Consider the following 26,924-nt stretch of genomic DNA (forward strand, 5'->3'; position numbering starts at 1 on the left):
TAAATATTATATTCCAAATGCAGTTTTCACTTTATCTACATAGTCTAACTTTTCCCAAGTAAATAATTCCACTTCTAAAGTGACATCACCACCATTAGGTTGGCTAAATGTCTTTGTAACTGTTTCAGGTTGTCTTCCCATATGACCATAAGCTGCAGTCTCACTGTAAATAGGGTTACGTAGTTTTAAACGATCTTCAATAGCAGCTGGTCTCATATCAAATATTTCAGCAACTTTATCAGCAATTTCTCCATCTGTTAAATTAAAAGGACAAGTTCCGTATGTCTCAACAAAAATAGATGTTGGTTTTACAACACCAATAGCATAAGAAACTTGAACCAAAACTTCATCACATAATCCAGCAGCTACTAAATTCTTAGCAATATGACGAGTAGCATATGCAGCACTTCTATCAACTTTACTTGGATCTTTTCCAGAAAAAGCTCCTCCACCATGAGCGCCTTTACCACCATAAGTGTCTACAATAATTTTACGTCCTGTTAATCCTGTATCTCCATGAGGTCCACCAATAACAAATTTTCCTGTTGGGTTAATGTGATAAGTAATGTCATCATTAAATAACACTTGAATATGTTCTGGTAATGTAGCTTTAACTCTTGGTATTAAAATATCAACAATATCTTTTCTGATTTTTGCAAGCATAGCTTCATCATTATCAAAATCGTCATGTTGTGTAGATACTACAATAGCATCTATTCGTTGAGGTACATTATCATCACTATACTCAATAGTAACTTGGCTTTTTGAATCTGGACGTAAATAAGTAATATCTTTATTTTCTCTTCTTAAAGCTGCTAGTTCAATTAAAATTCTGTGAGATAAATCCAAAGCTAATGGCATTAAATTTTCAGTCTCACGAGTTGCATAACCAAACATCATTCCTTGGTCACCAGCACCTTGTTCTTCTTTACTAGCTCTATCAACTCCACGATTTATATCTTCAGATTGTTCATGTATAGCAGAAAACACACCACATGAATTACCATCAAACATATATTCGCTTTTTGTATATCCAATTTTGTTTATAGTATCTCGTGCAATTTTTTGAACATCTAAATATGTGTTCGATTTTACTTCTCCAGCAAGTACAACTTGACCAGTAGTTACAAGAGTTTCGCACGCTACTTTTGAATCTTTGTCAAAAGCTAAAAAATTATCAATTAGAGCATCGCTAATTTGGTCTGCTACTTTATCTGGATGTCCTTCAGATACACTTTCTGATGTAAATAAATACGCCATAGTTTTAATTTATAGTATGTTATGGAAGATTTGACGTTAAGCGTCGAAGGTAGTTTGCACTGCCTTTAGCATTTTTTATTGAGGTTGCAATCAGTCAAATCTTTCCTCTTAATTTTTCTTCGGCAAAAGTAAAAAAATAAAATGGATGACAAATTATTTTTATTTTTTATTCAAAAAAGTTTGGATATTAAATTTTTATGAGGCAATATTTGTATTCACAAAGTTCAAAAACTTACTGAAATGTTATCAAGAAAGGTGGAGGGATTAGACCCGCTGAAGCCTTAGCAACCCTTTAGAAATAGAGAAGGTGCTACATTCTACTTAATTACTAATTCATTTATTAGTAATTGGATAGATAACAAAATGACACTGCTTCTTGTAGTGTTTAATTTTCTTTTTAACATTTTTCTATTAGGTACGTCATAACTTGACGCATTTGACTTTTGTTTTAATCATTTATTAACTCAAAAAAATTAGAAAAATGAGTGCAACAAAAATTATTCATTCAATTCCAAGTGATCCTCTCACTGGCGCAATTTCGGTACCTGTGTACCAAACATCAACATTTATTCAGGAAGCTCCTGGAGTTAACAAAGGCTTCGATTATGCAAGAAGTAACAATCCAACACGTAAAGTTTTAGAAGACGTAGTCGCACAATTAGAAGGTGGCCATTCAGGTTTTGCTTTTGCAACTGGGTTAGCAGCTATCGATGCTGTTTTAAAGTTATTATCCGCAGGAGATGAGATCATTGCGGTCGATGATATTTATGGAGGAGCCTATCGTTTATTTACTCATGTTTACGAAAAATTTGGCGTTAAAGTACATTATGTAGATACTACTGATGCAGAAAATGTAGCTAATAAAATTAGTAGTAAAACAAAATTAGTATGGATTGAATCACCAACAAATCCAACGCTTAAAGTTTCAGATATTCAAACCATTGCCATTATCGCAAAAAGTGTTGGAGCACTTTTAGTAGTAGATAATACATTTGCGAGCCCTATTGCGCAACAACCTATTTCTTTAGGTGCAGATATCATTATTCATAGTGGTACAAAATATATTGGTGGTCATTCAGATTTGGTTGCAGGTTTGGTAGTTACTAAAACACAAGCATTGTCTGAAAAACTAAAATTTATTCAGAATGCTTCAGGAGGAATTCTTGGTCCTTGGGATTGCTTTTTAACTATTCGAGGAATTGAAACTTTAGATATTAGATTCAAAAAGCAATGCGAAAATGCTTTTGCTGTTGCTGCATTTTTAGTAAATCATGATGCAGTAGAAGATGTGTGTTTTCCAGGATTAGTAAGTCATAAAAACCACAACATTGCTAAACGCCAACAAAATGGCTTGTTTGGAGGCATTGTGTCTTTTACGCTGAAGGAAGACACCCAAGAAGCAGCAAATCAATTTGTAACTAATACAAGCTGTTTTAAATTAGCAGAAAGCCTTGGAGGTGTAAAAAGCTTACTTTGTCATCCACCACAAATGACACATGCATCAATTCCTCGTGAGAAACGTTTGAAATCTGGAATTAAAGACTCACTAATACGTTTGTCTTGTGGAATTGAAAATTCACAAGATTTAATTAATGATTTAAATCAAGCGTTTACTGCAATTAATAAACATAAAGAAATAAGCCATGTCAAACAGTAAGACTTTAAATATTATCATTTTCGGAATTGGTAATGTTGGAAGTACTTTGATTCATCAAATAAATCTGGCTAAACCAAAATTACAAGCGCAACAGAATTTAATTATTAATATTCCTGTAGTCACAAACTCCAAATTGGCTTTTTTTAATGAATTTGGAATTTCTAATACTTGGGAATGTGATTTTGATACTTTTTCTGTACCATATAAAATTGAAGAAATAATAGCTTTTGTTAATAAGTACGATCTTAAAAATCTAGTAGCTATTGATGCAACTGCTAGTAAAGATTTTGTGGAAAATTATATACCATTAATTCAAAATGGTTTTCATATTATTTCAGCTAATAAAGTTGCCAATACTTTAAGTTATGAGTTTTATAACCAGTTACGATTAACTTTAAAAAAGTGCAACAAGTCTTTTCTTTACGAAACTAATGTTGGTGCAGGTTTGCCAATTATTGAAACCGTTAAAAGATTATATGATTCTGGTGAGCAAATTCAAAAAATTAGAGGTGTCTTTTCAGGTTCGTTAAGTTATATATTTAATGAATTTTCCTCTAATGATGTGCCATTTTCTAAAGTGTTAAACCAAGCTACAACTATAGGTTTAACCGAACCTGATGCTCGTGAAGATTTATCAGGAAATGATGTAGCAAGAAAGTTATTGATATTAGCTCGAGAACTGAATTTAAAAGCTGAAATAAATGATGTTTCAATCGAGTCTTTAGTACCAAAACAACTTAACGGAAAAACAACATTACATCAGTTTAAAACAAGAAGTAAAGAATTTGACGCACCATTTTTAGAGATAAAAAATAAACAAAAAAAAGGCGATGTGCTGCGATATGTTGGTGAGTTGAATGTAGAGAAAAACACTTTAGAAGTTAAGTTGGTTTCCGAAGATAAAAACTCTTCTATAGGTCAATTAAAAGGTGCCAATTCAGTATTTGAAATTTATTCAGATTCTTATCAAGAATCGCCATTGGTTATTCAAGGTGCTGGAGCAGGAAAAGACGTTACGGCAAGAGGATTGTTTTCAGATATTATTAAACTGTCAAATAGCTTAAATTAATAATTGTCTGTTCGAGCGCAGTCGAGAACTATGTTTAATAAAGAAAATATTATGAGTGATATAAAGTTAGAAATACAAAAAAGAATTCTCGTTCTCGATGGAGCAATGGGAACCATGCTGCAACGTTATAAATTCACTGAAGAAGATTATCGTGGCGAACGTTTTAAAGATTATCCAACATCGTTAAAAGGCAATAACGATTTGTTATCACTTACGCAGCCTAAAGCCATTGCAGAGGTGCATCGCTTGTATTTTGAAGCTGGTGCAGATATAGTTGAAACGAATACTTTTTCTGGTACAACCATAGGTATGGCTGATTATAACATGGAAGATTTAGTGTATGAACTTAATTATGAATCGGCTAAAATAGCTAAGCAAGTTGCAGATGAGTTCACACAAAAAAATCCAAGCCAACCTCGTTTTGTTGCAGGAAGTATTGGGCCAACAAATAGAACTGCGAGCTTATCACCAGATGTTAACAGACCAGAATATCGTGCTATAACTTTTGATGATTTAAGAGTTGCATACAAACAGCAAGTTGAAGCTTTAATAGATGGAGGAGTAGATGTACTTTTAGTAGAAACTATTTTCGATACACTTAATGCAAAAGCTTGCTTGTTCGCCATTGAAGAAGTAAAAGAGGAGCGAAACATCGATATCCCAATAATGGTTTCTGGAACAATAACTGATGCTTCAGGCAGAACTTTGTCTGGGCAAACAGTAGAAGCATTTTTAGCATCTATTTCTCATATTCCTTTATTAAGTGTTGGCTTTAATTGCGCTCTAGGAGCCGAACAGTTAAAACCGTATTTACAACGCTTATCTAATGAAACGGAATTTTATACATCAGCACATCCAAATGCAGGATTGCCAAATGCTTTTGGTGAGTACGATCAGTCTCCTAAACAAATGCAAGCTTTTATTGAAGAGTATTTACAAGATGGATTAATTAATATTATTGGTGGTTGTTGTGGCACAAATCCAGAACATATTAAAGCCATTGCTGAAGTTGCAAAAAAATATAAACCTAGAAATATTGTCTGTTCTAGCGCAGTCGAGAACTAAACTATAAAATGAATAAACAAAACAAATATTTAACCTTATCAGGTTTAGAGCCTTTAGTAGTAACTCCTGAAAGCAATTTCATTAATGTTGGCGAACGTACCAATGTTACAGGTTCTCGTAAGTTTTTAAGATTAATTAAGGAAGAAAATTATAACGAAGCATTAGAAGTTGCCAGACACCAAGTAGATGGTGGAGCACAAATTCTTGATGTTAATATGGATGAAGGCATGCTCGATGGCGTTTATGCTATGACTAAGTTTCTTAATTTAATTGCATCAGAGCCAGATATTTCTCGAATTCCTATTATGATAGATAGCTCTAAATGGGAAATTATTGAGGCTGGTTTAAAAGTAGTTCAAGGTAAATCGGTAGTAAATTCTATAAGTTTAAAAGAAGGTGAAGAGGCTTTTATTCATCATGCAAAATTAGTAAAGCGCTATGGTGCAGCTGTTATTGTTATGGCATTTGATGAAAACGGACAAGCTGATACTTATGAGCGAAGAATAGAGATTTGTAAACGATCTTATGACATTTTAGTAGATAAAGTAAAATTCCAACCTCAAGATATTATTTTCGATCCTAATATTTTCCCTGTAGCAACAGGAATGGAAGAGCATCGAAAAAACGCATTAGATTTTTTTAATGCTACAAAATGGATTCGTGAAAATTTACCTTATGCAAATGTGTCTGGTGGTGTGAGTAATGTGTCATTTTCGTTTAGAGGAAATGATACTGTACGCGAAGCAATGCATGCCTCGTTTCTATATCATGCTATTCAGCATGGAATGAATTTAGGTATTGTAAATCCTGCTATGTTAGAAGTGTATGATGAAATTAATCCTGAACTTTTAGAGCTTGTTGAAGACGTGTTTTTTGATAGAAGAGATGATGCTACAGAGCGTTTGCTTGATTATGCAGAAACAGTAAAAGGCAATAAAAAGGAAGCCGAAGTCACAATTTTAGAATGGCGAAATGAACCTTTACAAAATAGAATTACTCACGCTTTAGTAAAAGGTATTGATGCTTTTATTATTGAAGACGTTGAAGAAGCTCGTAAAAGTGTTTCACGCCCAATTGAAGTTATTGAAGGCCATTTAATGATTGGAATGAATGTCGTTGGCGATTTATTTGGGAGCGGAAAAATGTTCTTACCTCAAGTGGTTAAATCGGCTCGTGTAATGAAAAAAGCTGTTGCTTACTTACAGCCTTTTATTGAAGCAGAAAAAGATGGAAAGCAAGAGTTTGCCGGAAAAATTTTAATGGCAACCGTCAAAGGCGATGTACACGATATAGGAAAAAATATTGTGAGTGTTGTTTTAGGATGTAATAACTACGAAATTGTCGATTTAGGAGTAATGGTGCCGCCTGAAAAAATTATTGAAACTGCCATTAGAGAAAAAGTAGATATTATAGGTTTAAGTGGATTGATAACACCGTCTTTAGATGAAATGGTTTATGTGTCAAAAGAAATGGAAAAGAAAAATCTAAATATTCCATTAATTATAGGTGGTGCAACAACATCTAGAGCACATACTTCAGTAAAAATTGCACCACATTATAATCATACAGTTGTTCATATAAATGATGCTTCAAGGGCTGTTACAGTAGTTGGAAATTTATTGCAGCAAGACAATAAAGTATTTAAAGAACAGATTAGAGAAGAATACGATAAGTTTAGAGAGCAATTTCTTAATCGAACTAAGGAAAAAGAATATGTATCAATTATAGAAGCTAGAAAAAATAAGCTACAGATTGATTGGAATACTTCAGAAATTATAAAACCAAAACAATTAGGAATTCAGGTAATTGAAGCTTTTGACATAAAAAAGCTAGAAGGTTATATTGATTGGTCGCCATTTTTTAGAAGCTGGGATTTACATGGTCGATATCCTGATATTCTAACAGATGATGTTGTTGGCGAACAAGCCAAAGAACTATTTACTGATGCAAAAGCATTACTTAAGCGAATTTTTGATGAGAAGTTATTAAAAGCAAAAGCAGTATTCGGTTTGTTTCCTGCTAACACAATCAATGATGATGATATCGAAATTTATAATGAAGAAGGAAAAATAGAATATAAATTTTTAACCCTTCGTCAGCAATCTAAAAAAAGAGAAGGTGTTCCAAACATCGCATTAGCAGATTTTATAGCTCCAAAATCTTCGGGAAAACAAGATTATGTTGGAGCATTTTGTGTGTCTACTGGTTTTGGAACAGAAGAATTAGCAAAGCAATTTGAAGCAAATCATGATGATTATAATTCAATAATGATAAAAGCATTAGCAGATCGGCTAGCTGAAGCATTTGCAGAGTATTTGCATAAAGAAGTTCGTGTTAATCATTGGAGCTATGCACAAAATGAAAGTTTAACAAATGAAGAGTTAATCAAAGAAAATTATAAAGGTATTCGTCCTGCGCCTGGTTATCCAGCATGTCCAGACCATCTTGAAAAAACAACCATTTGGAAACTGCTAAATGTGAAAGAAAACATAGGTGTTGAGTTAACAGAAAGCTTAGCTATGTGGCCAGCAGCTAGTGTAAGTGGTTATTATTTTGCCAATCCAGAAGCTAAATATTTCGGACTTGGTAAAATAACTGAAGATCAACTAGAGGATTATGCGAAGCGTAGAAGTATTTCAAATGAAGAAGCCATAAAATGGCTCAACCCTAATTTAGCAACAGAACTATGAAAGTCACCGAACACATAAAAAAAGCAAATGGAAATACTCAATTTTCATTTGAAATCTTACCACCTTTAAAAGGGCAACACATTCAATCTGTTTTTGATAGTATTGATCCTTTAATGGAGTTTAAACCTCCATTTATAGATGTCACTTACCATCGTGAAGAATACATATATAAAGAATTAGATAATGGGTTATTAAAAAAACAAGTAGTAAAAAAACGACCAGGAACTGTCGGTATTTGTGCTGCAATACAGAACAAGTATAATGTAGATGCAATTCCACATATATTGTGTGGCGGATTTACCAAAGAAGATACAGAGAATTTTTTAATAGATTTAGATTTTTTAGGTATCAACAATGTAATGGCTTTACGAGGCGATGCTGTAAAAACTGAAACGTACTTCAAACCTGAAAAAGAAGGACATGTTTATGCAAACGAACTTGTTGCTCAAATTCAAGAATTAAATAAAGGGAACTATTTAGACGAAGAGCTTCAAAACTCATCTAAAACAAATTTTTGTGTTGGTGTAGCTGCATACCCAGAAAAGCACATGGAAGCACCAAGTTTAGATAGTGATATTCATTTTTTGAAAAAGAAAATAAAAAATGGAGCCGAATACATAGTTACTCAAATGTTTTTCGATAATAAAAAGTATTTCGATTTTGTTGCTAAATGTAGGAAAGAAGGAATAACAGTTCCAATTATACCAGGACTAAAACCAATTGCCACTAAAAAGCAATTAAATTTAATTCCGCATCGTTTTCATGTCGATTTACCTGAAGAACTAATAATAGAAGTTGTTAAATGTAAAGACAATGATCAGGTTAGACAAGTAGGAATTGATTGGTGTATTGCACAATCAAAAGAGTTACAAAAAGCTGGAATTCCTGTGCTACATTATTATTCAATGGGAAAAAGTGATAATATAAAAACAATTGCTTCAAAAGTGTTTTAACAAAAAAACATACAGCTTTTAAAAATAGATTTTTAAACCTTACTTTTGCAAAACTATAACGATATCGTAATGAACACATCAAAACTAGCAGAAGGATTAAAAGGTTCTGAAATTATAAAAATAGCTGGAGAAGTAAATGCTTTAAAAGCACAAGGAGAAGTTATCTATAATCAAACAATAGGAGATTTCGATTCTAATATTTTTTCTATTCCAGATGAATTAAAAAAAGCTATAGTTGATGCATATAATGATAATCAAACTAATTATCCAGCAGCAAATGGTGTTGAGCCATTAAGAAAAACAGTTTCAGAATATTTATTAAAGCATTTAAAGTTAGAATATGATGCAAATGAGGTGTTAATTTCTGGTGGAGCTCGTCCTTTAATTTACGCTATTTATCAAACTATTTTAGATATAGACGATACTGTTTTGTATCCTGTGCCTTCTTGGAACAATGACGCGTATACATATTTAGCACGTAATAATTCTGTTATAGTTGAAACGCTTCCAGAAAATAAATTTATGCCTACAGCAGAGGCTTTAAAACCTCATGTTAAAAACGTTAATCTAATAGCTTTATGTTCTCCACTAAACCCAACAGGAACAACATTTGATAAAGAAACATTATTAGAAATATCTCAACTTGTTATTGAAGAAAATAGAAGAAGAAAGGCACAAAATATTAAGCCGCTTTATGTGTTATATGACCAAATTTACTGGCAGCTAACCTATGGTGAAACAGTACATTACAATCCAGTGTCGTTATTGCCAGAAATGAGAGATTATACCATTTTTGTAGATGGTATTTCTAAGGCTTTTGCAGCAACAGGAGTTAGAGTTGGTTGGGCTTTTGGTCCTTTACATATTATTAATAAAATGAAAGCTATTTTGGGTCATATTGGAGCATGGGCACCAAAGGCAGAGCAAGTAGCAACAGCAAAATATTTAAATCAGACTGAAGTAGTTTCAAATTACATTCATCATATTAAAGAAGAACTTAATTATAGACTTGTAGCTTTTTATGATGGATTTCAAAACCTGCAAACTAAAGGTTTTCCAGTTAGAGCAATTCAGCCAGAAGCAGCATTATATTTAACAGTTCAATTTAATTTAATTGGAAAAACTACTGCTAATGGTGAAACATTAAACACCATTCAAGAAGTTACTAGTTATTTGCTTAAAGAGGCTAAATTGGCATTAGTTCCTTTTTATGCTTTTGGTACATCTACAGATTCAAATTGGTTTAGATTATCAGTAGGTACTGCCAGAAAAGAAGATATCTCTACTATTTTTGAATTATTAGAACAAGCACTTCAAAAATTAAAATAAGAATATACTTCTTGTTGTAGTAAAGTATCTTAATTATTCTGTTATTTTTGCTTCATAACTTAATTAAATGAAGCAATTTTTTGCATGTATTTTATGTCTAATTAGTGGTCTTGCACTTTCTCAGGAAGATCCAGATTTATTTACATTAGATGCTAATTACTTTTACGGAACTATTCTAGAGCATAATCCAGATATATCTCATTTAATTACAGACCATCCAACAGGGTTAATTTTAAGTTTCAACAAAAAAACCTTTGGTTTTAAAGAGTGGGAAGGGCTATACAACTATCCTGATTGGGGATTTTCATATATCTATCAGAATATGAAAAATGAGCATCTTGGTGAAAACCACAGTTTATATGCTCATTATAATTTTTACTTTTTAAAAAGAAATTTAATGTTTCGTATTGGTCAAGGTTTAGCATACACAACTAACCCTTACGACAAAGAGAATAATTATGACAATAATGCTTATGGTTCAGACTTGTTAAGTACAACTTATATAATACTAAATTATAAAAAGGAGAATGTATTTAAAGGTATTGGATTACAGGCAGGAGTTTCTATAATACATTATTCAAACGCTAATGTTAAAGCACCTAATACTTCAACAAATACTTTTGCCTTTAATATTGGAGCTAATTATTTGTTGGATTATGACGAACAACCAGAATATATTCCATCAGAAAAGAAAAAATTTACCGAAAAGATAAAATATAATTTTGCCTTCAGAAGCGGAATCAACGAAAGCGATGTGATTGATACAGGGCAGTTTCCCTTTTACATTGTTTCTGCATATGCTGATAAACGGTTGAATAGAAAAAGCGCTATACAGGTTGGTACAGATGTTTTCTTTTCGGAGTTTTTAAAAGAATTGATTTATTTTTATTCAGTTGCTTTCCCAGAATTTAATATTAGTGGTGATGAAGATTGGAAGCGAGTTGGTGTTTTTGTGGGTCATGAATTGTTTATTAATAAAATGTCTTTTGAAACTCAATTGGGTTATTATGTATATTATCCTTATGATTTTGAAGGAAGAGTATATAACAGAATTGGGTTGAAGCGTTATTTTGGCGATAAATTTTTTGGAGCTATAACCTTAAAATCACATGGTGCTAAAGCTGAAGCAGTCGAATTTGGAATAGGAGTTAGATTATGAAAAAAATTGCTTACATAACAACCTTTATACTATTGCTTGCTTGTAATGGTGAGAATGTGCCTGATTGTTTTCAAAACGCAGGCGATATCATACAAAAAGAATTTACTGTAGATACTTTCGATAAAATTACAGTTTTTGAGCGTATTGAATTAATTGTTACTGATGATGTAACTCAAAGCGTTAGAGTAGAAACAGGCGAATATTTAATGAATGATATTAAAATATCTGTTGAAGGCGGTCGATTAATTTTAAAAAACGAAAATGGTTGTAATTTAACCCGAGATTATGGAATTACTAAAATATATGTAAGTTCACCAAATCTCATTGAAATTCGTAATAGTTCTGGTTTAACTGTGAGTAGCAATGGAATGTTAAATTACACTTCACTTGTACTAATTGCTGAAAACTATAATGCTGAAGAGGCTTATCATACAGATGGCAATTTTAATGTACAAGTAAACTGCAATTCGCTTACTACTATAACCAATAATTTATCCAGTATGTTTATAAGTGGTACTACTAATAATTTATTTATTGGATTTTATTCTGGAGATGCTCGTTTTGAAGGCGCAAATCTGATAGCCCAAAACGTTGAAATTTTTCATCGCAGTAGTAATGATATGATTATAAATCCACAGCAATCATTAATAGGAGAAATTAGAAGTACAGGAGATGTTATTTCATTAAATGAACCTCCAGTTGTAAGTGTTCAGGAACTTTATACAGGTCGACTTATTTTTCAGGATTAATTAGAGGTTAGCTCTCTAAATAAACTTTCTAAGTTCATATTCTTCTGGTTAAGCTGAAGAATTTTTAATCCATTATCGTGAGCAAAATCAAATACTACAGAGCGCATATCTTCTTTAGTAGAAAAAGTAAGTTCATAAGTAAAATCGTGAGTGTTGCTAACTAGCGATACATGCTTAAGTTTATTTAAAAGCACATCTTCAACTCGATAATCAAACTCAACTTCAATAATTTGAACTTGGTCTGCTTTTAAATCTTTAAGTTTTTTGTCTGCAACAATTTTGCCTTTATTAATAATAATTACTCTATCACAAATAGCTTCAACTTCTTGCATAATATGAGTAGACAAAAACACTGTTTTGTCTTTACCCAAACTTTTAATAAGTTGTCTTATATCAACCAATTGGTTTGGGTCTAAACCAGTAGTTGGTTCATCTAAAATTAACACATCAGGATTATGTAATAAAGCATTTGCAAGCCCAACACGTTGTCTGTAACCTTTAGAAAGTTGCCCAATTTTTTTGTGCGATTCTGGAGTTAATCCAGTAAGCTCGATAACATCTTCAATTCTTTCTTTACTTACTTTATAAACACCTGCATTAAAATTTAAGTATTCTCTAACATACATTTCTAAATATAAAGGGTTGTGTTCTGGTAAATAGCCAACTTGCTTTTGTACATTAAGGGCGTCACTTTTAACATCACAATCATTTACTTTTGCAAGACCTTCAGTAGCATCAATATATGTAGTTAAAATCTTCATCATAGTAGATTTTCCTGCGCCATTTGGTCCTAAAAAACCAACAATTTCACCTTTATTAATCTTAAATGAGATATTATTTAAAGCAATTTGCTCGCCATAAACTTTAGATAGATTTTCAACTTCAATAGACATAGAGTAAATATTTATTCAAAAATAATCATTTTGCTAATCCCAACGCACCTCGCAAACGTTATATTGCCAAAAGATTTTAAAAAACATTTTGTTTTTTCAATTTATTAGTTACTTTAGCTATTATAATTATGAAAACAACAACTTATACTTATTACAACTGGAACTATTTCTTTTTTAACAAAAGAAACGAGACGTTGTATGTATAATTTATAAACTATAAATTAAATATAAGTCTCGATGAAAATCGGGACTTTTTTGTATGATAAAATCTGTAGCTATACAAGGAATTAAAGGGTCGTTTCATCATATTGTGTCACAGCAGTATTTTAATGAAGCTATTGTGGTTAACGAATGTTTATCGTTTGATAATGCAGTAGATAGTTTGATGCGTAAAAAAAGTGATGCGGTTATTATGGCTATTGAAAATTCTATAGTAGGTTCAATAATTCCTAATTATGCATTGATAGATAAAAATGAGTTACATATAATTGGAGAACACTACTTAGACATTCAACATCACTTAATGGCATTGCCAAATCAAAACATTGAAGATATAAAAGAAGTGTATTCGCATCCAATGGCACTGTTGCAATGTAAAGAGTTTTTTAAAAAATATCCTCACATTAAGCTTGTCGAAGATAAAGATACTGCTGAGGTTGCTCAACGTATTAATAAGCAACAATTAAAGCATGTAGCAGCCATTGCAAGCACATTAGCTTCAGAGTTGTTTGAGTTGCAAATTATTGCACATAGCATTCAAACAATAAAGCATAACGAAACACGATTTGTGATAGTAAAAACATCAAACTCTGAAATTCCAGAAAATGAAATTAATAAGGCCTCATTAAAATTTGAATTAGAACATAAACGTGGTAGCTTAGCTACGATTTTAAATGTATTAAGTGATTGTAAACTAAATTTAACCAAGATACAATCCTTACCAAAAATTGAAACACCATGGAAATATGCCTTTTTTGTGGATGTTACTTTTGAAACATATAAAGATTATAATAAAGCAAAATCTATAATGCAAATTATGGCTCAAGACTTTAAAGTATTAGGAGAATATAAAAACGCAAAATTATGATTCAACCATCCAATAGATTAGACAACGTTGAAGAATACTACTTTTCAAAAAAACTGAAAGAAGTTAATTTGATGAAAGCTCATGGAAAACCAATAATAAATTTAGGAATTGGTAGTCCAGATCTAAAGCCACCACATAGTGTTATTGGAGCTATAATGGATAGTTTGGAAGATGACTACGCTCATAAATATCAAAGTTATCAAGGTTTGCCAGAATTAAGAGAAGCCATGGCTGATTTTTATAAAGAGCAGTTTGGTGTGTCATTGAGTTATCAAACAGAAATATTGCCTTTAATGGGAAGCAAAGAAGGTATTATGCATATTTCTATGGCGTTTTTAAATGAAGGAGACGAAGTGTTAATTCCAAATCCTGGATACCCAACTTATGCATCTGTAACAAAGCTGTTAGGAGCAAAGCCGAGATATTATGATTTATTAGAAAAAAATCATTACGAGCCAGATTTATTTGCCTTAGAAAAAACAGATTTAAGTAAAGTAAAATTAATGTGGGTTAATTATCCACACATGCCAACAGGAGCTACAGCATCAAATAAGTTATTTGAAGACATCATAAAGTTTGCAAAACGCAACAATATATTAGTGGTAAATGACAATCCTTATAGTTTTATATTGAATGATTTTCCGCGAAGTATATTAAAATATGTAGGTGCAAAAGATGTGTGTTTAGAGTTAAACTCTCTAAGTAAAACATTTAATATGGCTGGTTGGAGAGTTGGTATGGTATTAGGAAAATCTGAATATATAGATGCTATTTTAAAAGTAAAAAGCAATATGGATTCAGGTATGTTTTATGGCATACAAAAAGGAGCTGTTGAAGCTTTAAATTGCTCTAAAATGTGGTATTTAAGTATGAAAAGTGTTTATGAGCAACGCAGAAAAATTGTATGGCAATTGGCTGAAGCTTTAAACTGTACTTACGATACGCAAGCAGCAGGATTATTTGTTTGGGCAAAATTGCCAGAGTATTTAAAAGCCGAAGAGTACATCGATTTAATACTAAAAGAGAAATCAATTTTTATAGCTCCAGGGACAATATTTGGTAGTAATGGTGAAGGATACATACGTTTTTCGTTGTGTGCATCTACCGAAGACTTGGAAGAAGCTTTAGCAAGAATAAAATGAAAAATATATACATAATAGGAGTTGGATTAATTGGAGGAAGCTTAGCATTAGATGTTAAAAGTAAATATCCAAATGTAAAAGTGTTTGGTATTGATAATAATGAAACTCATCTAGAAGATGCCATAGCATTAAATGTTATTGATGCTAAGGCTACATATAATGATTTGCAACATGCAGATATGGTTATTCTTTCAATTCCTGTAGATGCAGCAGTAAGAGAATTACCAAAGGTTTTAGACGTAATTTCAGACACGACTTTGGTGATAGATGTTGGATCAACTAAAAAGCCTGTATGCGAAGCTGTTGAACATCATTCAAGACGACGCAATTTTTTAGCAACGCATCCTATTGCTGGAACAGAATTTTCTGGACCTAAAGCAGCAATTAACGACTTGTACAAGCATAAAACCAATATTATTTGTGAGGTTGAAAAAACAACATTTAAGCTTCAGGAGAAAGCTTTGCAATTGTTTTCAGACTTAGGAATGCGTATACGATATATGAATCCTGAAGCTCATGATAAACACATAGCTTACGTATCACATTTATCACACATAAGTTCATTTATGTTAGGTAAAACAGTAATTGAAAAAGAAAAAAACGAACGCGATATTTTTGATATGGCAGGAAGTGGATTTGCTTCAACAGTAAGATTAGCGAAAAGTTCACCAGATATGTGGACACCAATTTTTAAACAAAATAAAACCAATGTTATTGAAACTTTGGAAGAATATATTATCAATCTCACACATTTTAAAGATATGATGAAAAGTGATGATTTTGAAACTATTTATAACGAAATGAAAAACACAAATCATATCAAAGACATTTTAGAAGGAATTGCTTAAAAGAAAAATTATGGAAAACAAAAAAGAATTAAGAACGTGGATAGATAATTTCGGATTAGACCATCCTTTGGTTATTGCAGGTCCTTGTAGTGCAGAAACAGAAGCACAAGTATTAAAAATAGCCCATCAATTAAAAGATAGCGATGCTACTGTATTAAGAGCTGGAATTTGGAAACCTCGTACTAGACCAGGAAATTTTGAAGGCGTAGGAGCTTTAGGCCTTAAATGGTTACAAAAAGCAAAACAAGAAACAGGAATGTTAATTACAACAGAAGTGGCTAATGCTAATCATGTTGATTTAGCATTACAACATGATGTTGATATATTATGGATTGGAGCACGTACTACTGTTAGTCCATTTATTGTTCAAGAAATTGCAGAAGCTTTAAAAGGGACTGATAAACCTGTACTAATTAAAAACCCAGTAAACCCAGATTTATCGTTGTGGTTAGGAGCAGTTGAACGTTTTTATACTGCTAACGTTAAAAATTTAGGAGTAATACATAGAGGGTTTTCAACTTACGAAAAAACACGTTATAGAAACAATCCAGAGTGGCAAATAGCTGTCGATTTGCAAAATCGTTTTCCAGACTTGCCTCTAATTTTAGATCCTTCACATATTGCAGGACGAAGAGATATTTTGTTTGAACTTTGCCAAACAGCTCTCGATTTAAATTATGATGGATTAATGGTAGAAACTCATTACGATCCAGATAATGCTTGGAGTGATGCTGCTCAGCAAATTACGCCAGATACCTTGATTCAATTTACTAAAGATTTACGCATTAGAAAAGTAACAGATGATGCAGCAGACTTTAAAAACAAACTTAACACATTGCGTACACAAATAGATGTTATTGACCACCAGTTAATAGATATGTTAGGCAAACGTATGAAAGTTGCTGATGAAATAGGAGCGTTAAAAAAATCGAAAAACGTTGCTGTATTACAAACAAAACGTTGGAACGAGATTTTAGGTAAAATGATTTTACAAGGCGAAGAGAAAAACCTTAGTGAAGAATTTATTTTAAGAGTATTTAAAGCTATTCACCAAGAATCGATAAATCATCAGGAAAAAATTATTAATGGATAACAAAAAAAGCCTCACAAGTGTGAGGCTTTTTAAATTTAATTCTGCGATTTCTGACGTTTAAAAATATAACGCGTAATAAAAATTCCTTGTCCATCATCTTTGCCACCATCACTTTCAACAGCACTGGTTACAAAGGCTAGTTCCCAGCCTTCTTCAACCATTGTGTTAATTTTTGAAGTCACTACAGCATCATTTGCAGCAATATTTTGAAAACGAATACCTCCTAAATTGAAAAAGTTCAATAATTTGGTTTCTTCAAAATTCTTAACACGTATTTCGCCTCTGTCAGATTTATTACGTTCATCGTCTTCATCAGAACGACTTGAAGTAAAATCTTTATAATTTCTATCTTCAGAAGCTGATACAATTCGAGAGCGACCTAAACCACTAGACACTATCGATTCTACACTAGTAATAACCTTATATTCTACTTGTGCAGCTACATCAATGCATAGCATTAAAACTAACGCTAATAGTAATACTAATTTTTTCATGTTGTTGATTTTTAAGTTTTTAAGTCGAAGATAAATAAATATTCAATTCGTTATAAAAATATTAACAAGTTGCATAGTAATATAAAAGGTTTATTTTTGAAACTCTTGAAGGAAAAACCTTCTAGATCAACAACAAGAACTTTTACTACTTATGATTAAAAAAATCACGCTTATGTTGATGATAACTACAATGTCATCAACACTATTTGCGCAAGGAAAACTCGGTCCTATTACAATTACTCATGGGAAAGAGATTGAGGCAGATAGCGAAAAAATTGTCAGGATTGCTGGCGAAACCAATAACAAAATTTACACTTTAGCAACCAAAGGGAAAAAGTACTTTATAAAAGTATTTAACTCTAGCGATATGGCTTTAATTTCAACAAACGAAATTGAAATGCCTGAGTTTAACGATGATGAACCAGATTTTGAAGAAATATCTGTTATTAATAATAGAATTTATATTCTAGGAAGTGTATACGATAAGAAAAATAAAATATCAAACCTTTTAGCAGTTGAGGTTGCTGAAGACGGAAAACTTACCACAAACAAAAAGAAACTATTCTCTACTGAGGTAACTAAAAATAGAGAAAAAGGAGCTTTTTATTTTAAAGAATCTCCAGCAGGAGACAGGCTGTTAATAATGCACGCTGCGCTTTTTGATAAAGAAGAAGTAATACAATACGAAATTAAACTTATTGATGAGAATTTAGGTATTGTAACAGAGCATTTAGAAAAAGTACCATTTACTGATAGAAAAGATTTAGAATTTACAATTTCAGATTTTGATGTCAGTTATGATGATGATATTTTTCTAGTCATTAATGAAAGCTACAGAGATAGAAAAGAAAAAAAGAATAACGAAAAATTTGAAGTTCATATGTTTAAGCGTTCTAATAAGTACGCAAAAGAAGTTATAAATATAGACTTTATAGATAAAGAAGTTATTAATTGTGAAATGCTTATTACACAAAATAAGACTTTAAACTTAGTTGGTTTTTATTCTAGTGTAAGAGAAAACGGGAAGGCAAATAAAGAATTAAAAGGAGTATATTCTGGAACAGTAGATATACAGACAAAAGCAGTAACAAATTTAAAATTCAATGAATTTGATTACGAAACAAAAGTTAAGTTAATAGGAGAACGTAGAGCAAAAAAAGGGAAAGATGTAAAACCATATTACTCAACACATAGTTTGGTTGAAAAGGAAGATGGAGGATTAATTTTTCTTGCCGAATACAGACAAGCAATTATAGGTAACTCACAAGGAATTGGCTTCGCAGGAGTAGGAATAAGCTTTACACCAATTACTTTTATTACTAACGAAATTATAGTAATGTCATTAAATGCTGATGGTTCAGTAAAATGGTCTAATGTTATAGCAAAAGAGCAAAAAGCAAGTTTTACAACAATGTCAATTGGAGTTTACGGCTTTGCAGGAGATTCGCAGTTAACTGTAGGTGTAGGTGTCTTTGTTCCTTTGGCTGTCTTAGGCAAAGGACCAGAGTATTTAGGTGCTATGCCAATTTATGAAAAGGGACAGCTAACAGTTGTTTTTAATGACAATGAGAAGAATATGGGTGTTACAGATATTGAAGAAATTAAATCGTTAGGTAATTACAATAAGGCTATACCTACTGCTTTTGTTTTTAATATGGAAAATGGAGATATCAATAGGATTGATCCAGAAGAATTAATTAAAGATCAGTTAATATTAAGACCAGGAGTTTTTTTAAGAAAAACGCCTAGTGAGTATATTATTTACTCTTCAAGAAGATCTGAAGATAAATTAGGGAGAATGATAATTGATTAGAAAATATAACTATACATTTTTAAAGGCTGCCTTTTGGCAGTCTTTTTTGTTGTATTACAGTCTAATAATTCACATCTTTGTGTCGAATGACAGGAATAGTATATAAATCAACAGGAAGCTGGTACACCGTAAAAAATGATCTTGGTGTAGTTTATGAATGCCGAATAAAAGGTAAATTCAGAATAAAGGGTATTAAAAGCACCAATCCAATTGCTGTTGGTGATGTGGTCGATTTTGATATTGAGACACTTGACAATGTTACTACAGGAGTTATTCATACTATACATGATCGAGTAAACTATATTGTAAGAAAATCGGTAAACCTCTCAAAGCAAACACATATAATAGCATCTAATATAGATCAAGTATTTTTGCTTATAACTATCAATAATCCACCAACCTTAACTAGTTTTATAGATCGCTTTTTAGTAACAACACAAGCTTATGGTATAAAAACTATTTTACTATTTAATAAAGTAGATGCTTATGACGACGAGACACTTTTAGAAGTTAAATATTTAGCTTCTGTATATAGAAAAATTGGTTACGAGTGTATTGGTGTTTCAGCAGCAACAGGTAAAAATGTAGATAAAGTAAAAGCTTTAATGAAAGATAAAGTAAGCATGTTCGCAGGTCATTCAGGTGTAGGTAAATCAACATTAGTTAATGTTATTGAACCTGATTTAGATTTAAAAACTAAAGAAATTTCAACGCAGCATATGCAAGGTCAGCATACAACTACGTTTGCTGAAATGTTCGATTTAAATTTTGGAGCTAAAATTATTGATACACCAGGAATTAAAGGTTTTGGAGTAGTTGATATGGATAAAGAAGAAGTTGGTGATTATTTTCCAGAGTTTTTTGCTTTAAAGCAAGACTGTAAATTTAATAACTGTTTGCATGTTGAAGAACCAAAATGTGCAGTAAAAGAAGCTTTAGAAAAAAATGAAGTTGCATTTTCAAGATATAGAAGTTATTTACAAATTCTTGAAGGAGATGATGAGCATTACCGAACTGAAGAATGGATGAAAGAGTAAATTATTATGAAGGCTGTTATCCAAAGAGTTGCTAAAGCTAGTGTTACTATTGAAGGAGAAATTGTAGCTTCAATTGACAATGGGCTACTTATTTTACTAGGTATTGTTGATGAAGATACTCAGGAAGATATTATTTGGCTTTCAAATAAAATAGTAAACCTTCGTGTTTTTGGAGATGAAAATGATGTGATGAATCGTTCAATTATTGATGTAAACGGTAACGCAATAGTAGTTAGTCAATTTACCCTTCATGCAAGCACTAAAAAAGGAAACAGACCAAGTTATATAAAAGCAGCTAAGCCTGAAGTTGCTATTCCGCTTTACAAATCTTTTGTAAATCAACTAGAAAAAGACCTTAATAAAATAGTGCAAACAGGTCAATTTGGTGCAGATATGAAAGTAGAGTTGTTAAACGATGGTCCAGTAACAATTATCATTGACACAAAAAATAGAGAATAATGTAATATTTTTCTCATTTTTTTTTTTTCTTATTTAAATAATCCTATTTTTAATTTCCTAAACTCTCTAAAATGCGAACAAGGTTTCTCCTACTCTTGTGGTTTGTAATTGTTTCATTGCCAGTTATGGCTCAAGATGAAAAATTATTTCAATCATATACAATTCCTTCAGATTTAAAAGAAAATGCAAATGCTATAATCAGGCTTGAGGATACACATATTGATGTAAAAGCCTACAATAAAATGGTCTATACTAATAAAAGAATAGTAACCATTTTAAATTCATCAGGTGATTCTAAGCATGGTGCATATATGGGTTATGATAAAAACACTAATATTAAAAAACTTGAAGTTAAAATTTACAATTCAAGAGGTGATGAAATAAAAAAAATTAAAAAAGGAGATTTTGAAGATGTAAGTGCAGTAGATGGAGGAACATTATATTCGGACAGTCGTGTAAAATATTTAAACTATACTCCAACAGATTACCCATACACAGTTTTATTTGAAACTGAAGTTGAATACACTTCTACTGCTTTTTTACCTGGATGGAGGCCAATTGAAGGATTTTATACAAGTTCTCAGAATGTTAACTACAAGATAATTAATAATTCAGGAATTGAGATTAAAATTAAAACCTCAAATTTTGATGAGTATCAAATTGAAAAGTATAGTGATTTTCATTATTCTGCTAAAAATTTATTGGCTATTAAACCAGAGTCATACAGTCCACCATTCAATTCCTTCGCTCCAGATTTAAAAGCTTCATTAACAGAATTTGATATGGAGGGCGTAAAAGGGGTTAATAATAATTGGGCTGATTTTGGAAAATGGATGAATGATAAATTGATTCGAGATACACAAATTTTACCACAACAGGTTAGAGATGAAATTAGATCACTAACAGCAAATGCTAAAACCAATCTGGAGAAGGCAAAAATTGTTTACGAGTACATGCAAAATAAAACCAGGTATATTAGTGTACAAGTTGGAATTGGTGGCTGGAAACCAATGTTAGCTAGCGATGTAGATAGGTTAGGCTATGGCGATTGCAAAGGGTTAACAAATTATACTAAGGCAATGTTGGACGAGATAGGTGTCGAAAATTTTTACACTGTTATTTATGGAGGAAGAGATGTAAGGCATATTGATGATTCGTTCTCTTCTGTACAAGGTAATCATGTTATTCTTTGCGTGCCAAATGAATCTGATTATTTATGGTTGGAGTGTACAAGTCAGACATCACCTTTTGGTTACAATGCGAATTTTACTGATGATAGAGATGCTCTAATTATAACACCAGAAGGAGGTAAAATTGTACACACTAAAGTATATTCTACCGAAGAGAATTTATTAACATCTAATGCAGTAATAGTTTTAGACGAGCAAGGGAATATCAAGGCTGATATTATCACAAAGTCCTATGGAACACAATACGGACAACATGAAGGAATTCAAAACCAAACAGAAAAAGATCAAAAATTATATTTTAAAAAATATTGGAGTTATATAAATGCATTAGATATTAGTTCTGTGACTTACAATAATGATAAAGATAAAATAGAGTTTACCGAGACTTTTAATGTTGCAGCAGAACGATATGCTGCTAAAACAGGTGATAGATTATTACTACAACCTAATCTTTTTAATAGATTAGAAAATGCACCCAACAGGTATTCCAACAGAAAACTCCCTTTTGAGATAGATAGAGGATTTACTGATATAGATAGTTATGAGATAAATATACCAAGTTCTCTTGAGGTCGAGGCGCTTATGGAGCCTATATCAATAAAAAATAAATTTGGAGAGTATGAAGCATCTTTAACTAAAACAGATGGTAATAAATTAATATATAAACGAAAATTTATAATCCATAAAGGCAACTATCCAAAAGAAGAGTATGAAAATTACCGAGCTTTTAATTTGGAAGTTGTTAAACATGACAAATCTAAAATAGTGCTTAAATCAAAATCCTAATCAATATGAAAAAACTAGTTTTTATTACCTTCTTATGTATTGCACAAATTGCAATTAGTCAAAACTATAAATTTGGTAAAGTTAGCGAAGAAGAACTTCTTGAAAAGACTAATCCAGATTATCCTGAAGCAAATGCAACTGTTTTATATAAAAAACAGCAAATTAGTTTTGAGTATATACAAGGCAAAGGATTTATTCAAAAGAATGAAATTCAAGAACGTATTAAAATTTATAATAAAGAAGGATTTGATTATGCAACAAGACTAGTAAGACTTTATGACGGTTCAAGTTCGTATGGTGAGAGCCTAAACGGACTTAAAGCTGTTACATATAATCTTGATGGAGGTAAGATTATTGAAGATAAGTTAAAAAAAGATGGAATTTTTGAAGAGGAAACCAATAAAAATTGGAAAACAAGCAAATTCACCATGCCTAATATAAAAGAAGGTTGTGTTATTGAATTTGAGTACACTATTGAGTCACAATTAAGTGGAATTGATGATATTGAGTTTCAAGAGCTAATCCCAATAAGAAAACTTGAGATTAAGTTAAAAACACCAGAGTATTATGTTTATAAAACGTTTTTAAATCCAAGGGCATCGTATATTCCTGTTTTAAATAATTCAAAAGAAAATAGAACTATTACATTTTCAAACAAAGAGCGTACTACGACTAATAGAGTAAGTAGTACACAAAACTATACATCAACAAGAGACTATATAGATAATGTAGTTGAGGCTAATCTATCAAATATTCCTCCATTAAAAACCGAAAGTTATGTTGATAATCTAAGTAATTATCAAGCAAAATTAATTGTTGAGCTTGAAAGAATACAATATCCAGGAGAGTCAATTGAATACTTATCTACAAGTTGGGAAAAAGTAACTAAAACAATATATGACTACCCAGAATTTGGTGACCAATTGAATAAAAAAGGTTACTACAATAGTGATGTAGATGCAATATTAACAGGTATTACAGACCCTCAGCAAAAAGCTGCTATTATATTTAACTATGTAAAATCTAAAGTAAAATGGAATGAATACCATGGTTACACAACTGATGCTGGAGTAAGTAAAGCCTACAAAGAAGGGGTTGGTAACGTTGCTGATATAAATTTAATGCTAACATCAATGTTGCGATATGCAGGTTTAAATGCAAACCCAGTTTTAGTTAGTACTAAAAGCAATGGAATTCCATTAATTCCAACACGAACTGGTTTTAATTATGTTATTTGTGCATTAGAAACGAGTGATAGTGCAATTCTATTAGATGCAACCCAAAAATTCTCTACAGCGGATATTTTACCAACAAAAGCATTAAACTGGTTAGGTCGCCTTATAAGACAAGATGGGAGTTCAGACTGGATTGAGCTTATCCCTAAAATATCTTCTAGAGAATCGGTATCATTAAATATTAAGCTAAATTCCGATTTATCAGCGAATGGAAAAGTTAGAAACCAATTTACCAATTACCAGGCATTTAGAGTTAGAGATAGATTTGAGAATTATAATACTGATGAAATGATTGAGAGTCTTGAAAAGGGTAAGGGAGAATTAGAAATATCTAATTTCGAAATAGAAAACATGAATGATGTTTCTCAGCCTGTAACTCAATCTTATGATTATGTTTTTAATAATGCTATGGAAGATATTGGAGGTAAATTATATTTAACACCAATGCTGTTTTTAGCACCAGATGAGAACCCTTTTAAGGAGAATGTTAGAAATTATCCAATAGATTATGTGTACCCAATTGCAGATAAGTACATGATAAATATTATGTTACCTGATGGATATGCTATAGAAACTATGCCAGAAAGTGTAAAATATCAGTTTAATATTTCAGATGGGGAATTCACTTATTTGGCAAGACAGAATGGAAATATGCTTCAATTTACTATTTCATTAGATTTGAATAAAACATTAGTTTTACCATCAGATTATGAGCAATACAAAAAGTTCTATCAATTAATGATTGAAAAACAAACTGAAAAAGTAGTGCTCAAAAAGATATAAAATAATTGGCTTCAGTATTTGGACATGGTTTGGCAGCTTTTACAATTTCAAAAATTGTAAAGTACAATTCAGGTAAAACTCTACTTTTTTTAGCAATTGCATCTGCAATTATTCCAGATTTAGATGTAATAGCATTTAAATTTGGAATACCTTATTTGCATCCTCTTGGTCATCGAGGGTTTACTCATTCTGTTGTATTTGCAATACTTTGGGCTAGTGTATTAACCTATATTTTTGGTAAACTTCAAAAGCGAGTTTACTTCATAGTATTGTTTTTATCTACATTATCTCATGGCATACTAGATGCAATGACTACTGGTGGCAAAGGAATTGGGTTTTTCATCCCTTTTGATAGTTCTCGCTATTTTTTCCCATGGCAAGTTATTAGAGTTTCGCCTTTAGGAATAAAGAAATTCTTTTCTGAAAGAGGAATGCAAGTAATCATGAGCGAATTAAAGTATATAGCTATTCCTTGCGTTATAATTTTGATAACTTTGTACTTTCTAAAAAAAGAAAATTATGAACATTAAAAATGCTCAAAAAGAAGTTGACGATTGGATTAATGAACATGGAGTAAGATACTTTAATGAACTCACTAATATGGCTCAACTAACCGAGGAGGTTGGTGAAGTTGCTCGTATTATAGCTCGTCGTTATGGAGAGCAAAGCGAAAAAGAGAGCGATAAAGACAAAGATTTAGGTGAAGAATTAGCAGACGTTATGTTTGTTGTTTTGTGTTTGGCTAACCAAACAGGAATTGATTTGCAATCTGCTTTTGACAAAAAAATGGATAAAAAAGCAAAGCGAGACCACGACAGACATCATAATAATAACAAGTTAAAGTAGCATTACAGCTACGTTAACAATATTCATTTTTAATGAAATTAACTCTTCAAAAATCTAGCGTCAATAGCAAGTCCGAAATTCAAATTACTGGCTCAAAGAGCGAATCTAACAGATTGTTGTTATTACAAGCATTGTATTCAGATATAAAAATTAAAAACCTTTCTAATTCTGATGACAGTAATGTTATGCAACAAGCCTTGCAAACATCAACAAATGTTATTGATGTTCATCATGCAGGTACAGCAATGCGTTTTCTTACTGCTTTTTTTGCTACTCAAAATGGTCGAGAAGTAACCTTAACAGGTTCGTCACGTATGAAAGAAAGGCCAATTCAGGTTTTAGTTGAGGCTTTAAACTTACTAGGAGCAGATATTACTTATTTAGAAACTACAGGTTGTCCACCTTTAAAAATTAAAGGAAACGTATTAACTAAAAATAAAGTAACACTTAAAGCTAATGTTAGTAGTCAATATATTTCAGCACTATTACTAATAGCTCCAAAGCTAGAAAATGGATTAGAGCTAACTCTGGAAGGAGAAATTACTTCAGTGCCTTATATTAACATGACATTAGATTTACTCAATCAAATTGGTGTTGAAACAGTTTTTGACGATAATTTTATTAAAGTAAAACCATTAAATAAAGAATTAAAAGCTAAATCATTAGTTGTAGAGTCTGATTGGTCTTCTGCTTCGTATTATTACAGCATAGTAGCTCTAAGCGAAATAGGAACAGAGATTACACTTTCAGCTTATAAAGAAAGTAGCCTCCAAGGAGATTCTGCCTTAGCTAACATATACAAACAGTTTGGAGTTGAGACTACATTTTTAAATAATACAATAACTTTAAAAAAGAATAGTAAAAATACAAATGCTATAAAGTTAGATTTAAACAACTCACCAGATATAGCTCAAACAATAGCTGTTACTTGTTTAGGTTTAGGAATAAAATGTCACTTAACAGGATTACACACATTAAAAATCAAAGAAACAGATAGACTATTAGCGCTTAAAAATGAGATAGAAAAATTAGGAGGAAAAATATCTGTAACTAATGATTCTTTAGGCCTAGAAGAGTCAATATTTTTAAAAAATGATTGTGAAATAGCAACATATAATGACCACAGAATGGCCATGTCATTTGCTCCATTAGCACTAAAAACAAGCCTTCAAATAGCAGATTCTATGGTAGTTTCTAAATCATATCCAACATTTTGGGATGATCTAAAATCTATAGGATTTAAAATATCAAAATAATAAACAGTCATTTACTTGACAACGCCTACTT

Annotated in this window: 23 protein-coding genes and 1 riboswitch; of the genes, 20 read left to right on the forward strand and 3 right to left on the reverse strand. The window is 31.5% G+C overall.

Going from position 1 to position 26,924, the window contains the following annotated elements; all coding sequences use genetic code 11:
* Positions 1-6: 6 nt before the first annotated feature.
* A complete protein-coding gene (gene metK, locus IEW41_RS12895; protein ID WP_188606789.1) occupies positions 7-1,260 on the reverse strand; it encodes a methionine adenosyltransferase in 1,254 nt (417 codons plus the stop codon).
* A 240-nt stretch (positions 1,261-1,500) separates the two neighbouring features.
* Positions 1,501-1,622: riboswitch (SAM riboswitch) on the forward strand.
* 119 nt (positions 1,623-1,741) lie between these two features.
* On the opposite strand from metK, the gene IEW41_RS12900 reads away from it, so the two are divergent.
* The 8 genes from IEW41_RS12900 (at position 1,742) to IEW41_RS12935 (ending at position 11,931) form a co-directional block, all read left to right on the forward strand.
* The gene (locus tag IEW41_RS12900) at positions 1,742-2,917 is read left to right on the forward strand and encodes a trans-sulfuration enzyme family protein (protein WP_188606790.1); all 1,176 of its coding nucleotides are present in this window, start codon (positions 1,742-1,744) and stop codon (positions 2,915-2,917) included.
* Positions 2,904-3,986, forward strand: a complete 1,083-nt coding sequence (locus IEW41_RS12905) for a homoserine dehydrogenase family protein (protein ID WP_188606791.1) — start codon at positions 2,904-2,906, stop codon at positions 3,984-3,986. The genes IEW41_RS12900 and IEW41_RS12905 overlap by 14 nt, the downstream gene beginning before the upstream one ends.
* Before the next feature lie 51 nt (positions 3,987-4,037).
* Positions 4,038-5,051, forward strand: a complete 1,014-nt coding sequence (locus IEW41_RS12910) for a homocysteine S-methyltransferase family protein (protein ID WP_188606792.1) — start codon at positions 4,038-4,040, stop codon at positions 5,049-5,051.
* 8 nt (positions 5,052-5,059) lie between these two features.
* Positions 5,060-7,741: a methionine synthase gene (gene metH, locus IEW41_RS12915; RefSeq protein WP_188606793.1), complete on the forward strand. Its 2,682-nt coding sequence runs from the start codon at positions 5,060-5,062 to the stop codon at positions 7,739-7,741.
* Positions 7,738-8,694: a methylenetetrahydrofolate reductase [NAD(P)H] gene (gene metF / locus IEW41_RS12920; protein ID WP_188606794.1), complete on the forward strand. Its 957-nt coding sequence runs from the start codon at positions 7,738-7,740 to the stop codon at positions 8,692-8,694. The genes metH and metF overlap by 4 nt, the downstream gene beginning before the upstream one ends.
* A gap of 69 nt (positions 8,695-8,763) precedes the next feature.
* Positions 8,764-10,023: a pyridoxal phosphate-dependent aminotransferase gene (locus IEW41_RS12925; protein ID WP_188606795.1), complete on the forward strand. Its 1,260-nt coding sequence runs from the start codon at positions 8,764-8,766 to the stop codon at positions 10,021-10,023.
* A gap of 67 nt (positions 10,024-10,090) precedes the next feature.
* Positions 10,091-11,182 carry an acyloxyacyl hydrolase gene (locus tag IEW41_RS12930; RefSeq protein ID WP_188606796.1) on the forward strand — a complete coding sequence of 364 codons (1,092 nt, stop codon included), beginning with the start codon at positions 10,091-10,093 and terminating at the stop codon, positions 11,180-11,182.
* Complete coding sequence (locus IEW41_RS12935) at positions 11,179-11,931, forward strand: head GIN domain-containing protein (RefSeq protein WP_188606797.1); 753 nt, start codon at positions 11,179-11,181, stop codon at positions 11,929-11,931. The genes IEW41_RS12930 and IEW41_RS12935 overlap by 4 nt, the downstream gene beginning before the upstream one ends.
* Here the strand turns inward: IEW41_RS12935 and gldA are convergent.
* The gene (gene gldA / locus IEW41_RS12940) at positions 11,928-12,824 is read right to left on the reverse strand and encodes a gliding motility-associated ABC transporter ATP-binding subunit GldA (protein WP_188606798.1); all 897 of its coding nucleotides are present in this window, start codon (positions 12,822-12,824) and stop codon (positions 11,928-11,930) included. The genes IEW41_RS12935 and gldA overlap by 4 nt on opposite strands.
* Before the next feature lie 259 nt (positions 12,825-13,083).
* On the opposite strand from gldA, the gene IEW41_RS12945 reads away from it, so the two are divergent.
* The 4 genes from IEW41_RS12945 to IEW41_RS12960 are packed head-to-tail and all read left to right on the forward strand — an operon-like array spanning position 13,084 to position 16,994.
* Positions 13,084-13,911 carry a prephenate dehydratase gene (locus IEW41_RS12945; protein WP_188606799.1) on the forward strand — a complete coding sequence of 276 codons (828 nt, stop codon included), beginning with the start codon at positions 13,084-13,086 and terminating at the stop codon, positions 13,909-13,911.
* A complete protein-coding gene (locus IEW41_RS12950; RefSeq protein ID WP_188606800.1) occupies positions 13,908-15,053 on the forward strand; it encodes a pyridoxal phosphate-dependent aminotransferase in 1,146 nt (381 codons plus the stop codon). Before IEW41_RS12945 ends, IEW41_RS12950 begins: the two co-directional genes overlap by 4 nt.
* On the forward strand, positions 15,050-15,901 hold the full coding sequence (locus IEW41_RS12955) for a prephenate dehydrogenase (RefSeq protein WP_188606801.1): 852 nt from the start codon (positions 15,050-15,052) through the stop codon (positions 15,899-15,901). Before IEW41_RS12950 ends, IEW41_RS12955 begins: the two co-directional genes overlap by 4 nt.
* Before the next feature lie 10 nt (positions 15,902-15,911).
* The gene (locus IEW41_RS12960) at positions 15,912-16,994 is read left to right on the forward strand and encodes a bifunctional 3-deoxy-7-phosphoheptulonate synthase/chorismate mutase type II (protein WP_188606802.1); all 1,083 of its coding nucleotides are present in this window, start codon (positions 15,912-15,914) and stop codon (positions 16,992-16,994) included.
* Positions 16,995-17,029: 35 nt separating this feature from the next.
* Here IEW41_RS12960 and IEW41_RS12965 read toward each other — a convergent pair whose 3' ends face one another.
* Complete coding sequence (locus IEW41_RS12965; RefSeq protein ID WP_188606803.1) at positions 17,030-17,488, reverse strand: hypothetical protein; 459 nt, start codon at positions 17,486-17,488, stop codon at positions 17,030-17,032.
* Positions 17,489-17,639: 151 nt separating this feature from the next.
* Between IEW41_RS12965 and IEW41_RS12970 the strand changes: the two genes are divergently transcribed.
* The 8 genes from IEW41_RS12970 (at position 17,640) to IEW41_RS13005 (ending at position 26,893) form a co-directional block, all read left to right on the forward strand.
* The gene (locus tag IEW41_RS12970) at positions 17,640-19,301 is read left to right on the forward strand and encodes a hypothetical protein (protein ID WP_188606804.1); all 1,662 of its coding nucleotides are present in this window, start codon (positions 17,640-17,642) and stop codon (positions 19,299-19,301) included.
* An 86-nt stretch (positions 19,302-19,387) separates the two neighbouring features.
* The gene (rsgA, locus tag IEW41_RS12975) at positions 19,388-20,338 is read left to right on the forward strand and encodes a ribosome small subunit-dependent GTPase A (protein ID WP_188606805.1); all 951 of its coding nucleotides are present in this window, start codon (positions 19,388-19,390) and stop codon (positions 20,336-20,338) included.
* Positions 20,339-20,344: 6 nt separating this feature from the next.
* Entirely contained in the window at positions 20,345-20,797 is a 453-nt protein-coding gene (gene dtd / locus IEW41_RS12980) for a D-aminoacyl-tRNA deacylase (protein WP_188606806.1), read from the forward strand.
* A gap of 71 nt (positions 20,798-20,868) precedes the next feature.
* The gene (locus tag IEW41_RS12985) at positions 20,869-22,773 is read left to right on the forward strand and encodes a DUF3858 domain-containing protein (protein ID WP_229660224.1); all 1,905 of its coding nucleotides are present in this window, start codon (positions 20,869-20,871) and stop codon (positions 22,771-22,773) included.
* 5 nt (positions 22,774-22,778) lie between these two features.
* A complete protein-coding gene (locus IEW41_RS12990) occupies positions 22,779-24,791 on the forward strand; it encodes a DUF3858 domain-containing protein (protein ID WP_188606807.1) in 2,013 nt (670 codons plus the stop codon).
* Positions 24,792-24,796: 5 nt separating this feature from the next.
* Positions 24,797-25,321 (forward strand): metal-dependent hydrolase, encoded by a 525-nt coding sequence (locus IEW41_RS12995; RefSeq protein ID WP_188606808.1) that lies wholly within the window; start codon positions 24,797-24,799, stop codon positions 25,319-25,321.
* The gene (locus tag IEW41_RS13000; RefSeq protein ID WP_188606809.1) at positions 25,311-25,637 is read left to right on the forward strand and encodes a nucleotide pyrophosphohydrolase; all 327 of its coding nucleotides are present in this window, start codon (positions 25,311-25,313) and stop codon (positions 25,635-25,637) included. The genes IEW41_RS12995 and IEW41_RS13000 overlap by 11 nt, the downstream gene beginning before the upstream one ends.
* Before the next feature lie 32 nt (positions 25,638-25,669).
* On the forward strand, positions 25,670-26,893 hold the full coding sequence (locus IEW41_RS13005; RefSeq protein WP_188606810.1) for a 3-phosphoshikimate 1-carboxyvinyltransferase: 1,224 nt from the start codon (positions 25,670-25,672) through the stop codon (positions 26,891-26,893).
* The last annotated feature ends 31 nt before the right edge of the window (positions 26,894-26,924 follow it).

It is taken from the genome of Aquaticitalea lipolytica (assembly GCF_014641635.1).
Taxonomy (GTDB): domain Bacteria; phylum Bacteroidota; class Bacteroidia; order Flavobacteriales; family Flavobacteriaceae; genus Aquaticitalea; species Aquaticitalea lipolytica.

Bases quoted from the DNA above. Each gene is read 5' to 3' on its own strand.
- metK (WP_188606789.1), bottom strand. From the start codon at position 1,260: ATGGCGTATTTATTTACATCAGAAAGTGTATCTGAAGGACATCCAGAT.
- IEW41_RS12900 (WP_188606790.1), top strand. From the start codon at position 1,742: ATGAGTGCAACAAAAATTATTCATTCAATTCCAAGTGATCCTCTCACT.
- IEW41_RS12905 (WP_188606791.1), top strand. From the start codon at position 2,904: ATGTCAAACAGTAAGACTTTAAATATTATCATTTTCGGAATTGGTAAT.
- IEW41_RS12910 (WP_188606792.1), top strand. From the start codon at position 4,038: ATGAGTGATATAAAGTTAGAAATACAAAAAAGAATTCTCGTTCTCGAT.
- metH (WP_188606793.1), top strand. From the start codon at position 5,060: ATGAATAAACAAAACAAATATTTAACCTTATCAGGTTTAGAGCCTTTA.
- metF (WP_188606794.1), top strand. From the start codon at position 7,738: ATGAAAGTCACCGAACACATAAAAAAAGCAAATGGAAATACTCAATTT.
- IEW41_RS12925 (WP_188606795.1), top strand. From the start codon at position 8,764: ATGAACACATCAAAACTAGCAGAAGGATTAAAAGGTTCTGAAATTATA.
- IEW41_RS12930 (WP_188606796.1), top strand. From the start codon at position 10,091: ATGAAGCAATTTTTTGCATGTATTTTATGTCTAATTAGTGGTCTTGCA.
- IEW41_RS12935 (WP_188606797.1), top strand. From the start codon at position 11,179: ATGAAAAAAATTGCTTACATAACAACCTTTATACTATTGCTTGCTTGT.
- gldA (WP_188606798.1), bottom strand. From the start codon at position 12,824: ATGTCTATTGAAGTTGAAAATCTATCTAAAGTTTATGGCGAGCAAATT.
- IEW41_RS12945 (WP_188606799.1), top strand. From the start codon at position 13,084: ATGATAAAATCTGTAGCTATACAAGGAATTAAAGGGTCGTTTCATCAT.
- IEW41_RS12950 (WP_188606800.1), top strand. From the start codon at position 13,908: ATGATTCAACCATCCAATAGATTAGACAACGTTGAAGAATACTACTTT.
- IEW41_RS12955 (WP_188606801.1), top strand. From the start codon at position 15,050: ATGAAAAATATATACATAATAGGAGTTGGATTAATTGGAGGAAGCTTA.
- IEW41_RS12960 (WP_188606802.1), top strand. From the start codon at position 15,912: ATGGAAAACAAAAAAGAATTAAGAACGTGGATAGATAATTTCGGATTA.
- IEW41_RS12965 (WP_188606803.1), bottom strand. From the start codon at position 17,488: ATGAAAAAATTAGTATTACTATTAGCGTTAGTTTTAATGCTATGCATT.
- IEW41_RS12970 (WP_188606804.1), top strand. From the start codon at position 17,640: ATGATTAAAAAAATCACGCTTATGTTGATGATAACTACAATGTCATCA.
- rsgA (WP_188606805.1), top strand. From the start codon at position 19,388: ATGACAGGAATAGTATATAAATCAACAGGAAGCTGGTACACCGTAAAA.
- dtd (WP_188606806.1), top strand. From the start codon at position 20,345: ATGAAGGCTGTTATCCAAAGAGTTGCTAAAGCTAGTGTTACTATTGAA.
- IEW41_RS12985 (WP_229660224.1), top strand. From the start codon at position 20,869: ATGCGAACAAGGTTTCTCCTACTCTTGTGGTTTGTAATTGTTTCATTG.
- IEW41_RS12990 (WP_188606807.1), top strand. From the start codon at position 22,779: ATGAAAAAACTAGTTTTTATTACCTTCTTATGTATTGCACAAATTGCA.
- IEW41_RS13000 (WP_188606809.1), top strand. From the start codon at position 25,311: ATGAACATTAAAAATGCTCAAAAAGAAGTTGACGATTGGATTAATGAA.
- IEW41_RS13005 (WP_188606810.1), top strand. From the start codon at position 25,670: ATGAAATTAACTCTTCAAAAATCTAGCGTCAATAGCAAGTCCGAAATT.